This window comes from Stenotrophomonas pictorum JCM 9942 (assembly GCF_001310775.1).
Lineage (GTDB): Bacteria > Pseudomonadota > Gammaproteobacteria > Xanthomonadales > Xanthomonadaceae > Stenotrophomonas > Stenotrophomonas pictorum.
The window spans coordinates 40258-54484 of record NZ_BAZI01000001.1 but is presented as its reverse complement, the minus strand read 5'-3'; the positions used below and the strand labels follow the sequence as shown (position 1 = coordinate 54484).

At 64.4% G+C, this 14227-nt stretch carries 11 protein-coding genes and 2 pseudogenes; all 13 read left to right on the top strand.

The window, feature by feature from the left end; translation table 11 throughout:
• On the top strand, positions 1-442 hold a 442-nt coding region (locus JCM9942_RS00210), incomplete at its 5' end, for a chemotaxis protein CheW (RefSeq protein WP_172675014.1).
• A gap of 102 nt (positions 443-544) precedes the next feature.
• Positions 545-853: an STAS domain-containing protein gene (locus JCM9942_RS00205; RefSeq protein WP_054656754.1), complete on the top strand. Its 309-nt coding sequence runs from the start codon at positions 545-547 to the stop codon at positions 851-853.
• On the top strand, positions 850-1215 hold the full coding sequence (locus tag JCM9942_RS00200) for a response regulator (protein WP_054656753.1): 366 nt from the start codon (positions 850-852) through the stop codon (positions 1213-1215). Before JCM9942_RS00205 ends, JCM9942_RS00200 begins: the two co-directional genes overlap by 4 nt.
• 34 nt (positions 1216-1249) lie before the next feature.
• Positions 1250-3217: a chemotaxis protein CheA gene (locus tag JCM9942_RS00195; protein WP_054656752.1), complete on the top strand. Its 1968-nt coding sequence runs from the start codon at positions 1250-1252 to the stop codon at positions 3215-3217.
• A gap of 91 nt (positions 3218-3308) precedes the next feature.
• Positions 3309-4079: a porin gene (locus tag JCM9942_RS00190; protein ID WP_089153114.1), complete on the top strand. Its 771-nt coding sequence runs from the start codon at positions 3309-3311 to the stop codon at positions 4077-4079.
• Positions 4060-4479 (top strand): porin, encoded by a 420-nt coding sequence (locus JCM9942_RS18575; protein WP_157722725.1) that lies wholly within the window; start codon positions 4060-4062, stop codon positions 4477-4479. Before JCM9942_RS00190 ends, JCM9942_RS18575 begins: the two co-directional genes overlap by 20 nt.
• A gap of 236 nt (positions 4480-4715) precedes the next feature.
• Positions 4716-6956, top strand: coding sequence for a methyl-accepting chemotaxis protein (locus tag JCM9942_RS00185; protein ID WP_054656751.1), 2241 nt, complete (start codon positions 4716-4718; stop codon positions 6954-6956).
• Positions 6957-7211: 255 nt separating this feature from the next.
• On the top strand, positions 7212-9332 hold the full coding sequence (locus JCM9942_RS00180) for a methyl-accepting chemotaxis protein (RefSeq protein WP_083468341.1): 2121 nt from the start codon (positions 7212-7214) through the stop codon (positions 9330-9332).
• A gap of 432 nt (positions 9333-9764) precedes the next feature.
• A pseudogene (locus JCM9942_RS19760) lies at positions 9765-10346 on the top strand (cache domain-containing protein); the annotation flags it as partial.
• Between the two features lie 18 nt (positions 10347-10364).
• Positions 10365-12143, top strand: a pseudogene (locus JCM9942_RS19755) (methyl-accepting chemotaxis protein); the annotation flags it as partial.
• Positions 12144-12299: 156 nt separating this feature from the next.
• Entirely contained in the window at positions 12300-13073 is a 774-nt protein-coding gene (locus JCM9942_RS00160) for a flagellar brake protein (RefSeq protein WP_054656747.1), read from the top strand.
• Between the two features lie 89 nt (positions 13074-13162).
• The gene (locus tag JCM9942_RS00155) at positions 13163-13654 is read left to right on the top strand and encodes a chemotaxis protein CheW (protein WP_054656746.1); all 492 of its coding nucleotides are present in this window, start codon (positions 13163-13165) and stop codon (positions 13652-13654) included.
• 116 nt (positions 13655-13770) lie between these two features.
• Complete coding sequence (locus JCM9942_RS00150) at positions 13771-14157, top strand: hypothetical protein (protein ID WP_054656745.1); 387 nt, start codon at positions 13771-13773, stop codon at positions 14155-14157.
• The last annotated feature ends 70 nt before the right edge of the window (positions 14158-14227 follow it).

The following is a 14227-nucleotide window of genomic DNA, read 5'->3' as shown; positions in this document are numbered from 1 at the left end:
ACGCCAGCGCCGTGCCAGCGAGCGCACCTCGCGCTGGCTGCGGTTGCGCTGCGGCGGCCAGACCTATGCGCTGGAACTGCTCAAGGTCCAGGAAGTGGTCCTGCCGGTGCCGCTGCTCGGTCTGCGCGGCACCGCGCCCTCGATGCTGGGCATCATGAACCTGCGCGGCCAGGTGGTTCCGGTGATTGATCTGGGCCTGCACCTGGGCTTTGCACCGATCATCGAGGACAGCCAGACCCGCATCGTGGTGCTGGAAGAGAACGGCGACACCTTGGGACTGCGCGTGTCGGCGGTGGAGGACGTGGCCAACCTGACCGACTCCCAGATCGAGCCACCCGATACCGCGCGCATCTGCCAGATTTCCAACGCGCTGTTCCGTGGCGTGGCCCGCCTTGGCCGGCAACCGATGATCCTGCTGGATGCCGCGCAGCTGCTGCACTGACCCCGGCGCCGCTGCCCTGCCGGCCATCCGGCGCGGCGACAGCGCTAAAGATGCGCCAGAAGCGGCCGCTAATTGCCCTAGTAACGTTCGTCCGGAGCAATGATGAGCACAGTGGCACTGGCACAGGATCTCGGCATCGAGACCAGCAGCGATTTGAAACAACAGCTTGCCCCCTATCTGGAACAGACCGGCGAGCTGCGCGTGGATGCCAGCCAGGTCGGCCGCATCCACACCGCGGCCGTGCAGGTGCTGTGCGCCTTTGTGATCGCCCGCCGCCAGGCAGGCCACAGCACCGTCTTCGACAACGGCACCAACACCTTCCTCGACGCCGCGCGACTGCTCGGCGTCCTCCAGACCTTCGGGCTGGAAGCAACCTCTGATCAACTGAAATCTGTGGAGAACGCCGCATGAGCGCACGTATCTTGGTGGTGGACGATTCGGCGTCGATGCGCCAGATGGTCTCTTTCGCCCTCACTTCGGCCGGCTATTCCGTCGAGGAGGCCGAAGACGGCGCCGTGGCCCTGGGCCGCGCCAAAGGCCAGCGCTTCAACGCGGTGGTGACCGACGTGAACATGCCCAACATGGACGGCATCTCGCTGATCCGCGAGTTGCGCCAGCTGGCCGACTACAAGTTCACCCCGATGCTGATGCTTACCACCGAATCGGCGGCCGACAAGAAGTCCGAAGGCAAGGCCGCCGGCGCTACCGGCTGGCTGGTGAAGCCGTTCAACCCCGAACAGCTCGTCGCCACCGTCCAGAAAGTCCTGGGCTGATCGCCCTCCCCGCCCCCCACCACGGAACCCGCTGATGAGCATGGACCTGCAACGTTTCCACGCCACTTTCTTCGAAGAAAGCCGCGAAGGACTGGACGCAATGGAAGCTGGCCTGCTGGCGCTGGAAGGCGGGCAACTGGATCCGGAGATCATCAACTCGGTGTTCCGCGCCGCCCACTCGATCAAAGGGGGCGCCGGGACGTTCGGCTTCGACGCCATGGCCAATCTGACCCATGTGCTGGAAACGCTGCTGGACGAGCTGCGTGCCGGCAAGCGGGCACTGGAACCGGCCGCCATCGATGCGATGTTGACCTCGGTGGATGTGCTGCGCGCGCTGCTGCGGGAAGTGGAGCATGGCCAGCCGGCCGATCCGCAGGCCGTGCAGGCCGTGACTGCCCGTCTGCAGGCCGTGCTTTCCGGCCAGGCCGCCCCGGTGGCCGCCGCCAAAACCGAAGACGAAACCCCGGACGGCTGGCAGATCGGCTTCACCCCGGCGCCGTCACTGTTCATGAGCGGCAACGACCCGCTGCGCATCATCCGCGAACTGGAGACCCTGGGCTCGTTGCAGGTGGCCGCGCGCGTGGAGCGCCTGCCCGGCTTCAACCAGCTCGATCCGCTGGAAGCCTACCTGGCCTGGGATCTGGGCCTGATCGGCAAGGTGCCACGCAGCAAGATCGAAGACACCTTCGCCTGGGTGGTGGACGACTGCGAGCTGGATATCCGTCCGGCCGCACCGCCGAGTCTGGCGATGCCGGCTGCCGAGAACGGTGCTGTCGCCGAGCCGGCGCGTTCACCGGCCGCCGCGGCCACCCCCAGCGGCAACAGCCACGAAGCCGAAAGCTCGATCCGTGTCAGCGTGGACAAGGTCGATGCGCTGATCAACCTGGTCGGCGAGCTGGTCATCACCCAGGCCATGCTCAAGCAGGTGTCCGGCGGCCTGGATCCGGTCCACGCCGAACAGCTGTTCGCCGGGCTGGACCTGCTCGAACGCAACACCCGCGACCTGCAGGAAGCCGTCATCAGCGTGCGTATGCTGCCGGTGGACGCCGTGTTCCGCCGCTTCCCGCGACTGGTCCGTGACCTGTCCTCGCGACTGGGCAAGCAGGTCCGCCTGCGCACGATCGGCGAAGGCACCGAACTGGACAAGGGGCTGATCGAGAAGATCGCCGATCCGCTGGTCCATCTGGTGCGCAACTCGATCGACCATGGTCTGGAAATGCCCGACGTGCGTCGCGCCGCCGGCAAGGACGAGACCGGCACGATCACCCTGGCGGCCTCGCATCAGGGCGGCCATATCGTGATCGAAGTCAGCGACGACGGCCGCGGCCTGAACCGCGCCAAGATTCTGGAAAAAGCCTACGAGCGCGGCCTCAACGTGCCCGACAACCCGACCGATCCGCAGGTCTGGGATCTGATCTTCCAGCCCGGCTTCTCCACCGCCGATGCGGTGACCGAGCTGTCCGGACGCGGTGTGGGCATGGACGTGGTCCGCCGCAATATCCAGGCGCTGGGCGGCGAAGTGCAGCTGGAAAGCAATACCGGCGCCGGCACCCGTGTGCTGATCCGGCTGCCGCTGACCCTGGCCATCCTCGACGGCATGACCGTGTCGGTGGCCGGTGAAACCCTGATCCTGCCACTGGCCTACGTGCTCGAAGCGCTGCAGCCCCAGGCCGATGACATCCGCACCATGGCCGGCGAAGGCCGTGTGCTGCGCGTGCGGGGCGAGTACCTGCCAATCCTGTCGCTGAGTGAGCACTATGGCTACAGCGGCCGGACCAATGCCGATCCGCTGGTGGTCGTGGTCGAGGGCGATGGCCAGAAGATCGCACTGGAAGTGGATGAACTGGTCGGCCAGCAACAGGTGGTGGTCAAGAACATCGAGAACAACTATCGCCGCATCGCCGGCGTCTCCGGCGCCACCATCCTCGGCGATGGACGCGTGGCGTTGATTGTCGATATCGGCGGACTGGTCCGCTCGCTGCGCATGCAGCAAGCCGCCTGAGCCACGGCTGATCATCCCCGTTCCATCCGCAGCGCCATGATCTTCCGGTCATGGCGCTTCTTCTTGTGCATTTTCCCTGCCGTGGATCCGCATGAAACGTATCGCCCTGCCCTGCCTGCTGTTGTGCGTGACCCTGCCCGCCGCGGCCCAGACCCAGACATGGCCCCCCCGGCTGAAAACCGCCAGCGGCGACGAGCTGACGCTGACCGGCAACGTCGCCTACGACGCCGCCGATTTCTCGGGAAGCGGACATGCCGGTGCCGTGCTGCATGACGACACCGGTTGGCGCCGAAAGGAGTTCGGCATCGGCTACAAGCGCGCCGGCCGCTATGACGTCACTGTCGGCTACGACTTCCAGTCAAAGACCTGGCTGGATGTGGCGCTGCGCCTGGAGACCAAGGCACTGTTCGGTCGGGACCTGGGCAAACTGCGTCTGGGCCAGAGCAAGATGGCAGTGGGATTCGAGGGGGCGACCGCATCACGTGCCGGCAGCTACATCGAAGCCTCGCTGCCGACCCAGGCGTTCTATGAAAGCCGCCGCACCGGTGTGGACTGGGCATACGAGCAGCCTCTGTACATCCTCAACGCCGGGTACTACTTCGGCTCCGATCTGCAGGGCAACAACCGGGGCGACACCGCTGCGGCGCGGTTGGCATGGACACCCTGGAAGGCATCGGGAAACGTTCTCCACCTGGGCGTGTCCGCCTCGAAGGAATCCCCGGAAGGCGAAGTCGACGGACGCGACCAGTACCGCGCACCCACCGCCCGTTGGCGGGCGCGTGCCGGTTCAGCGCTGACCACCGACCGGCTGGTCGACTCGGGCACTGCGGGACATCCAGCAATTGCAGCGTCGGGGGATTGAAGCGCTGTGGATCAACGGGCCGTGGTCGCTGCAGGGCGAATACCAGCAACAGACGGCCCGGCGCGGCAGCGGCCTTCCGGACTACCGCGGGTATGGCGGCTATGCCAGCGCCAGCTGGCTGGTGACCGGCGAATCCCGTCCGTACTCCGCCGGCAATGTCGGCAACCCCAAACCGGGCCATCGCCATGGCGCAGTCGAACTGCTGCTGCGCCGCGATCACCTTGATCTGGACGACGCCGGCATCGCCGGCGGTCGCGCCAGAAGCTGGACGCTGGGTGCCAACTGGTACCTGGGGCCGAACCTGAAGTTCCAGGGCAACTACGTCCGTGCCGACGCCCGGCGGGCTGGGTCCCACGTCGACCCGCATCTGCTGAGCCTGCGCGCACAGCTGCATTTCTGACCACCGCAAAAACCCTGACCGCCGCGCCACCGCGCGGTCCTGGGCGGCAGCCGGCGCCTTCGCAACGCCCTTTCGCGGCCGCACTTCAGGAAATTCCGCGCGCGCCGCTACCCGTATCAGCCCGGCTGCCACCGGGCAAAGAACGCGCTTTCGAACACCTTTTCTCTCCCCCGTTGTGCCCGATCTGGCGCTTCTGGCGGGCATGCCCTACCTGTAGTCGATTCGGAGAGTCTGTAATGGAGTTCTTTCGCAACCTCACGATCGCACGGAAACTTGCGATCGCATTCACGCTGACAACACTGACCACCATTGTGCTGGGCGGTTTTGCCCTGTTGCGACTGGATGCCGCCAACAACCAGCTGCAAGCCGTCAGCAACCGCGACATGCCGTCGGTGCAATACATGGGCGAAATCCGCTCCCAGCTGGGCGAGTACCGCACCTTCGAGATCGCCCAGCTCACCCGTCTGAACGAGCCCGAGGCGGTCGCCGACTACGACCGCCGCATGTCCGAGATCGAAGATGCTGTCGCCAAACTCAAGACCCGCTATGAAGCGCTCCACAGCGACAGCCAGGAAAAAGCCCTGTACGCCAAGGTCGCTTCCGCGCTGGAAGACTATTTCGCCGCGCACCGCCTGATCGAACAGGCCCTGGCCAGCGGTGATCCGGTCAGCGCGCAGGCGGTCTCCGACGAGCAGTCCCGCCCCAAACGCCGGGTACTGTTCGATGCCTTGAAGGCCTTGAACGAGTACAGCGTCGCCACCCTCGACAGCCAGATCGCCAACGCCAACCGCAGCCACAGCCGTAGCAGCATGGCCATCGTGCTGTCGATCATTGCACTGGCACTGTTGTCAGCCGGGTTGGGCATGCTGATTGTGCGTGCCATCGTACGGCCCCTGGGTGATGCCGTCCGCGTCGCCAACGATGTGGCCGCCGGCAAACTCGAAGGAAGCATCGACAGCTCGCGGCAGGACGAAGTGGGCAAGCTGCTCAGCGCGATGCAGCGCATGCAGGCCCAGCTGCGGGCGGTGATCGATGCACAGGTTGAAATGTCACGCCAGCACGATGGCGGCAGCATCAGCTACCGCATCGACGCCGATGCCTTCCCTGGCGACTACAGGGTGATGGTGGCCGAGACCAACAATCTGGTCACCAACCATATCAACGTGAAAATGCAGGCCATCGGGATCGTCCAGCGCTATGCCATCGGCGACCTGACGCCGGATATGCCGGTGTTGCCAGGCGAGAAGCGTGTCATCACCGACACCATGGCGACGATCAAGCAGAACCTGGCCGCCATCAACAGCGAGATCAAGCGCCTGGCCTCGGCCGCGGCCGTCGGCGACTTCAAACAGCGCGGCGATCTGGACGCCTACCAGCACGATTTCCGTGACATGGTGGCCGGCCTGAACAGCCTGATGGAAACCACCGATGACAACCTGCTGGAAGTCTCCCGACTGCTGCAGGCCATCGCCAGTGGCGACCTGAGCGCGCGGATGCACGGCCAATTCCATGGTGTGTTCGCCACCATGCGCGACGACGCCAATGCCACGGTCTCGCAGTTGACCGGCATTGTCGGCCGCATCCAGCACGCGGCATCGAGCATCAACCAGGCCGCCGGCGAGATCGCCACCGGCAACCAGGACCTGTCGCAGCGGACCGAGCAACAGGCCGCCAACCTGGAGGAAACCGCCGCCTCGATGGAGGAGTTGACCTCCACCGTGCGCCAGAACGCCGAATCGGCCCGCCAGGCCAACCAGCTGGCCATCGGCGCGCACACCGTCGCCTCACAGGGCGGTGAAGTGGTCGGCCAGGTGGTGGCCACGATGGATGCCATCGAGGGTTCATCGAAGAAGATCGCCGACATCATCTCGGTGATCGATGGCATCGCCTTCCAGACCAACATCCTGGCGCTCAACGCGGCGGTGGAAGCGGCGCGCGCCGGCGAACAGGGCCGCGGTTTCGCCGTGGTCGCCAGTGAAGTGCGTACCCTGGCCCAGCGTTCGGCCGCGGCTGCCAAGGAGATCAAGGAGCTGATCGATGCATCTGTGCAGAATGTGACCGGCGGCAGCAAGCTCGTCCGCCAGGCCGGCACCACCATGGGCGAGATCGTCTCTTCGGTGCAGCGCGTGACCGACATCATGGCCGAGATTTCCGCCGCCTCGCAGGAGCAAAGCGCAGGCATCGAGCAGGTCAACCAGACGGTGATGCAGATGGACGAAACCACCCAGCAGAACGCCGCGCTGGTGGAGGAAGCCACCGCCGCCGCGCGCGCGATGGAGGAACAGGCCCGGTTGCTGGCCGCTGCTGTGGCGGTATTCCGTTTGGATGCCACCGCTGCCCCCGCGGCGATGGCACACGTGCACCGTGCCCCGGCGATTCCCGCACTGAAACCGGCACGGCAGCCGCGCGCGATGACCGCCAATACACGTCCACTCCCGCTTCCCTCCAGCAACGAGGACAGCTGGCAGGAATTCTGAAACCCGCCGCAGCCGTGTTCGTCGCGCTTGCAGCCCTCGCCCCTTCGGGCGGGGGCTTTTTACTTCAGAAACAGGCCCCTCATGTCGCCGCGCATTCACGCAAGTGATTATTTTGCATAGACATTTCGGACCATCCAAAAGCGTCTTTTACTCAAGCGACACCGTCCCAAGTCGCTATCAGTCCAGGCAACGACGAAGCCGCCTCCCCAGCAGCCTCGGCCCCCTCCCCTGTTCCGATACGAGCACCCGATTCCCATGAAGTGGTTCCTTGACCTTCCCATTGCCCGAAAGCTGGCAGTGGCATTCACCGTAACGACGCTGATGACCATCGCCCTGGGCGTGTTGTCTTTGATGCGCCTGTCCGCACTGAACACGCAGCTGGAGGCGATCCGCGACAACTGGATGCCGGCGGTGGAACATCTGGGCGAAATGCGCGCCTCGCTGGGCGAGTTCCGCACCTTCGAGCTGGCCCGCATCGCCCGCAGGAACGATCCGCAGGAGGCCGACCGTTTCATCGCGCAACTGGCCAGCGCCCGCAGCGTCATCGAGAACGCCGAGAAGGCCTATGACGCGATTCCCAGCGAATCCAGTACCAACGAGCGTGCGATCTACGACCGCGTCATCGCCGCACGGGTAGCCTATTTCGCTGCCCATGAACGTCTGGCTGCGGCCTTGGATGAGCGCGACCATGATGCGGCGGAACTGATCTCGACCACAGAGTCGAATCCGGCGCGCTACGCCCTGTTCGGTGCGGTCAAGGAGCTGTCGGACTACAACATCAAGCATCTCAACCAGCAGATCGATGAGACCAGCGCCATCTATCGCAACACCGTGATTGTCACGCTGGTCGTGATGACGGCACTGGTACTGCTGGCCGTACTGCTGGGTTGGGCAATCGCCCGCTCCATCGTCAGTCCACTGCGCAATGCCAGCCAGGTCGCACACGCCATCGCCCGCGGCCAGCTCGACAACCGGATCCTGATTGAGGCCCGCGATGAATCCGGCCAGCTGCTGCAGAGCATGGACGAGATGCAGAACCAGTTGCGCGCGGTCATCACCGCCCAGCGCGAGATGGCCACACTTCACGACGAGGGCCAGATCAGCTTCCGCATCGACCACAACCGTTTCCCCGGCGACTACGGGCTGATGGTGGCCGAACTCAACGCCCTGGTCGGCAGTCATATCGATGCGGCCAACGCGGTCAGCGCGCTGATGGGGCGCTATGCCATTGGCGACCTGAGCGAAAACTTCCTGCGCTTGCCCGGCGAGAAGGCGGTGCTCACCCAGACCATGGATACGGTCAAGGCCAACCTGCTGGCCATCAGCAACGAGATCGGCACCTTGAGCCAGGCGGCGGTGCGCGGCGATTTCTCCGCACGCGGCGACGAATCGCGCTTCCAGTTCGGCTTCCGCGACATGGTGTCGGACCTGAACCAGCTGATGGCCCGCTCCGATGCCAACCTGCACTCCCTGTCGGTGCTGCTGCAGGCCATTGCCGAAGGCGACCTGACCCAGCGCATGCAGGGGGATTTCCAAGGGGTATTCGCGCAGATGCGCGACGACGCCAATATCACAGTGGAAAAACTGACCGATATCGTCAGCCGTATCCAGGGAGCCGCAGGCAGCATCAACCTCGCCGCCAGCGAGATCGCCACCGGCAACCAGGACCTGTCGCAGCGTACCGAGCAGCAGGCCGCCAATCTGGAGGAAACCGCCGCCTCGATGGAGGAACTGACCTCCACCGTCCGCCAGAACGCCGAGCATGCCCGTCAGGCCAACCAGCTGGCGATCGGCGCGCATACCATCGCGTCCCAGGGGGGTGAAGTCGCCCTGCAGATGGTCACCACCATGACCGCGATCGAGCAGTCGTCGAAGAAGATCGCCGACATCATCACGGTGATCGACGGCATCGCTTTCCAGACCAACATCCTGGCGCTCAACGCCGCGGTGGAAGCGGCGCGTGCTGGCGAACAGGGCCGCGGTTTCGCCGTGGTCGCCTCGGAAGTGCGCACCTTGGCACAGCGTTCGGCCGCGGCCGCCAAGGAGATCAAGACCCTGATCGATGACTCGGTGGAGAAAGTGTCCGAAGGCTCCGCACTGGTGCACCAGGCCGGCACCACGATGGGTGAAATCGTCGGCAGCGTACAACGCGTGACCGACATCATGGCCGAGATCTCCGCCGCCTCGCAGGAGCAGTCGGCCGGCATCGAGCAGGTCAGCCAGACCGTGATGCAGATGGATGAAAGCACCCAGCAGAACGCCGCGCTGGTGGAAGAAGCCACCGCCGCCGCCCGCGCGATGGAAGAACAGGCCAGCGCCCTGAGCCAGACGGTCGCGCTGTTCCGGCTCGACAGCGTCATGCCACGAATGGAATAGCACCAGCAGGTAGCAAGCTGACGGCAAAAGCATCCCGCGCGACAACCAGAGCTCCGATCAAGCCAGCACTTCGCAAAACCGTGCGCGCAGAGCAGGCAATGATCGACGCCGGCAACTGGCAGGAGTTCTGAACGACACCGTAGCCCCGCCAGACGGGGGGCTTGGGTCTTTGCTGAGCGTGATGGTCCTCGTTGCAACCGATATCGGGAAACCAACAAGGAACTGACCCCGCAGCAGCCAGCCTTGCTCCAACCGGATCAGCCAGGACAGGAACCTCGCGTAAGAAAGTGGCTGAGAACCGCGCGCAGAACGCCAGCACGGTGGATATCACTGCAGAAACCCGGCGCCCTGCCGATATCAGGGCGCTGGGGAGCGTTCCGCGAGGAACCAACGTTCCCCGCCGCCCCTTCTTTCGACTCAAGTGCATCCGCCATGAAGTCAAGTCTGTTGCTCCGTGCGTTCCGCAATCTACCTTTGAAAAAGAAGTTCATGCTGATGCTCGCGGTACTGGCTGTCGGCATCGTCACGCTGTGCGTTGTCACCGCACAGCGCAACCACTCCGAGCTGATCCAGAACGAGCGCAACACACTGCATACCCGGGTGGAAGCGGCGCTGGCGTTGGCAAACCGTTACGCTGACCGCGCCGAAGCAGGCGAGCTGAGTGAAGACCAAGCGCAGCACCTGGCCCTGTCCGCACTTGAATCGCTGCGCAGCGCCAACGGCAGCGATTACGTCTGGGTCAATGACCTGCATCCCACCATGCTGATGCACCCCCACCAGAAGGCACTGAACGGCACAGACCTCAGCAACTCGACAAGTGCCGATGGCAAAAAGATCTTCGTTGAGATGGCCCGTCTGGGCCGCGTCAGCGGCGGTGGCTTCCTCGATTACACCTGGCCCAAGCCCGGCACCGATGCCGCCGTGCAGAAAATCTCCTATGTCGGCCTGCACAAACGCTGGGGCTGGATCATCGGCAGCGGTGAATACACCGATGATATTGAAGCCCGCGCCTGGAGCTTCACCCGTGCGCTGATTATTGCCTGCACGCTGGTCATGCTTTCCGCCCTGCTGCCGTGCCTGTATATCGCCCGCTCGATACTTGGTCCGCTGTCCGCCGCATCCAGGGCCGTTCGCGCAGTTGCCGAAGGCGATCTTTCAGTGCGTCCCCTGCCTGAAGCGTGTGACGAGATTGGGCGGATCCATGCCGACATCGGCCACATGGTTGTGCAGCTGCGCTCGCGCAATGAGCGCGACCAGGCGTTGGCCACCGAGAACCTGCGCATCCGTACCGCACTGGATGATGTCACCACCAACATCATGATCTCCGATGCGGACCTCAACATCCTCTATGCCAACCGGTCACTGTTCCAGATGCTGGAAAAGGCCGAACACGATATCCGCCGCGACCTGCCTGCATTCAACACCACAACACTCATCGGCGCCAATATCGACAGCTTCCACAAGAAGCCAGCACATCAACGGCACGTACTGGGTGAGCTGCGTGGCACCCACCGTGGACAGATCTCGCTCGGCGACCACGTGCTGCGACAGATCATCAACGGTCCGCGACGCCGAAGGCACCCTGCTCGGCTTTGTCGTGGAGTGGGCCGACCGGACCGAGGAGGTTCGGGTCGAACGGGAAGTCAGCCACATCGTGGAAGCCGCCGCGCGCGGCGACCTGTCAAAACGCATCGGACTGGAAGGCAAGGAAGGGTTCCTGCTGCAGCTTTCAGATCAGCTCAATGGCTTGCTGGAAACCTTCAACGGCAGCATCGGCCAGGTCTCGAGGGTACTGACAGCGTTGTCCAGCGGCGATCTGACCCAGCGCATGCACGGCGACTTCCATGGCGTGTTCGCGCAGATCCGTGACGATGCCAACACCACCATCGCGCAGCTGACCACGATCATCGGCGATATCCAGGGCGCAGCATCGGGCATCAATCTTGCCGCCCATGAAATCGCTAGCGGCAACCAGGATCTGTCGCAGCGCACCGAGCAGCAGGCCGCCAATCTGGAAGAAACCGCCGCCTCGATGGAGGAGCTGACCTCCACCGTCCGCCAGAATGCCGAACACGCACGTCAGGCCAACCAGTTGGCCATCGGCGCCCATGGTGTCGCCTCGCAAGGAGGCAAGGTGGTTACCCAGGTAGTCACCACCATGACGGCGATCGAACAGTCGTCGAAGAGGATCGCCGACATCATCTCGGTGATCGACGGCATCGCCTTCCAGACCAATATCCTGGCACTGAACGCCGCGGTCGAAGCCGCTCGCGCGGGCGAACAGGGTCGCGGCTTTGCCGTGGTGGCCTCAGAAGTACGTGGTTTGGCCCAGCGCTCGGCCGCAGCGGCCAAGGAGATCAAAAGCCTGATCGACGACTCCGTGGAAAAGGTGTCCGAAGGCTCCGCACTGGTGCGCCAGGCCGGCGCCACCATGGACGAGATCGTCGGCAGCGTTCAGCGTGTGACCGACATCATGGCCGAGATCTCGTCCGCCTCGCAGGAGCAGTCGGCGGCATCGAGCAGGTCAACCAGACCGTGGTACAGATGGACGAGACCACCCAGCAGAACGCCGCGCTGGTGGAAGAAGCCACCGCCGCCGCCCGCGCGATGGAAGATCAGGCCAACGCACTCAGCAAGGCCGTTGCGCTGTTCCAGCTGTCAACGACCGTGCCAGCTCCCGTGGCAAAGGTCGCCAAGGTTGCGAGCAAAATACCGAGCGATGCGGCACGCGCACGGCCGGTGCTGCGCGCGAAAGCCCCATCAGCGCCTCGTTCTGCGATCACAAGCGGCCAGGACTGGAGCGAGTTCTGATGCACCGTCGTGGAGGTGCCCCGGCACCTCCACGGCCGCAGATCGGCCCGGGACGCGTTACGGACCGGGCTAAAGCAATGGGAAAAGTGGCCGATATCACAGTTTGGCGCTATAGATAGCGTCTCCTGCAGCCCTTGGCCTACTTGCTTCCCGATCATGTCCGAGCTTGTACAGACCACCGCCAGCACTCCCTCCTTCGACGGCAATCTCTATGCCGACGACAAATACATTGTCCGCAATCCGCGCCAGATCCAGCTCCTGCTGCAGGCCCTGATCGACCAGCGCGCCACGGTGACGGCCCACCCGGAGGGGCGCGAGAACGGATTCCCGACAGCCGTGCTGGAGCTGGACGGCGACACCCTGCTGCTCGACGGCAGCCCGCTGGCGGCAGTCAACCGCGATGCCGCCAATGCGGGCTACCTGCTGTGCTTCGCCCTGGTGGACAAGGTCACCGTGCGCTTCCGTCTGCCACAGCTGGAACGCATCGAGGAGCACGGCCGGACCGCGTTCCGCGTCGAGGTACCGGACGAGATCCACCACCTGCAGCGCCGCGACTTCTATCGGCTGGAAACGCCAATTGGCGATTCCCCGCACTGCACCCTGCCCATCACCGGCGATGAGGAACCACGCGCCTGGCGGGTGGTCGATATCAGCGCCGGTGGCATCGCCCTGCTGTTCCCCGCGGACACCGTGCCACTGCAACTGCAGCAGCGCTATCGCGGCTGCGAACTCCGGCTGCCCGACACGCCGCCCATTCCCGTCACACTGATCGTATGCAACCAGCGGCTGCAGAAACAGCCCAACGGCAGCGAGCAGCTGCGCGTCGGACTGCGCTTTGATGACCTGCCGCGCGGCGCCGACGCGATGATCCAGCGCTACATCTTCCGCGTGGACCGCGAGCGCAAGGCCCGCCTGAACGGCGACTTCTGAGGCGCGGGACCTAAAGTCCTGGCGGCAAACGCCGATACCGGAGCTGTACCCAGCTCCGCACCGGCTCGACGCCAAGACCAGGAACCGCCATGAACGACACCCGCACGCTCGCCGCCAGCACTGGCGGTGAATACCTCAGCTTCACTCTCGGCAACGAGCACTACGGCGTGGATATCCTGAAAGTGCAGGAAATCCGCGGCTACGATTCGGTCACGCGCGTGCCCGATGCCCCCCACTACATCAAAGGCGTGATCAATCTGCGCGGCACCATCGTCCCGGTGATCGACCTGCGCCTGAAACTGCGCCTGGACGAGGCCCGCTACGACGCCTTCACCGTGATGATAGTGCTCAACGTCGAAGACCGGGTGGTCGGCATCGTGGTGGACAGCGTCTCGGACGTGATTCCGCTGACCGGCGACCAGATCCGCCCGACCCCCGAGTTCGGCGCTGCCGTCGACACACGGGTCATTTCCGGCATCGGTACGCACGACGACAAGATGCTGATCCTGCTGGATATCGAGACCCTGCTGGACATCACCGACCTCGGCCAGACCACCGCCCTGGAAGAAGCGTCCGCCTGAAACTGCGAATTGCATCGCATTTCCAAGCACATCCCTCAAGCACCGGCTCTCGCGGCCGATAGCGACATCATGTCCGCCTCCCCGCGGAACCCCAACACGCCATCCCGGAGATACCGATGTACAAGCATCTGACCCCGCTGCTCACGGCTGCTGTTCTGGCCACCGCCTCGTTCAATGCCGCCGCCGACACCGCGGAGATGATTCCGCCGGAAAACGCCGCGCGCTTTGCCGGCAAGGACGGCATGGTCTGCGGAAAAGTGGAAAAAGCCCGCTACGCGGAAGGTTCCGAAGGCCAGCCGACGTTCCTGCACATGGGCGGCGCGTTCCCGCGCCACACCTTCTCCGCCCGCATCGCCGGTGCCAACCGCGGGAAATTTGGTTTCCCGCTGGAATCGCTGGAAGGCAAGACCGTCTGCGTGATCGGCAAGATCCAGCGCGACGCCTCACGCGCCGAGATCGAGGTCACCGCACCATCGGGCTTGAAGCTGGCAAACATCAAGTAAACCGCATATCCCGCCAGCCATCATGCCGATGGCTGGCGGCATCGCCTTTCTGCCACCTCGGCAGCGTTTG

Excerpts from the sequence above, each read along its gene's own strand:
- JCM9942_RS00160 (WP_054656747.1), top strand. The coding sequence starts at position 12,300 with ATGTCCGAGCTTGTACAGACCACCGCCAGCACTCCCTCCTTCGACGGC.
- JCM9942_RS00190 (WP_089153114.1), top strand. The coding sequence starts at position 3,309 with ATGAAACGTATCGCCCTGCCCTGCCTGCTGTTGTGCGTGACCCTGCCC.
- JCM9942_RS00185 (WP_054656751.1), top strand. The coding sequence starts at position 4,716 with ATGGAGTTCTTTCGCAACCTCACGATCGCACGGAAACTTGCGATCGCA.
- JCM9942_RS00180 (WP_083468341.1), top strand. The coding sequence starts at position 7,212 with ATGAAGTGGTTCCTTGACCTTCCCATTGCCCGAAAGCTGGCAGTGGCA.
- JCM9942_RS00200 (WP_054656753.1), top strand. The coding sequence starts at position 850 with ATGAGCGCACGTATCTTGGTGGTGGACGATTCGGCGTCGATGCGCCAG.
- JCM9942_RS00150 (WP_054656745.1), top strand. The coding sequence starts at position 13,771 with ATGTACAAGCATCTGACCCCGCTGCTCACGGCTGCTGTTCTGGCCACC.
- JCM9942_RS00205 (WP_054656754.1), top strand. The coding sequence starts at position 545 with ATGAGCACAGTGGCACTGGCACAGGATCTCGGCATCGAGACCAGCAGC.
- JCM9942_RS00155 (WP_054656746.1), top strand. The coding sequence starts at position 13,163 with ATGAACGACACCCGCACGCTCGCCGCCAGCACTGGCGGTGAATACCTC.
- JCM9942_RS00195 (WP_054656752.1), top strand. The coding sequence starts at position 1,250 with ATGAGCATGGACCTGCAACGTTTCCACGCCACTTTCTTCGAAGAAAGC.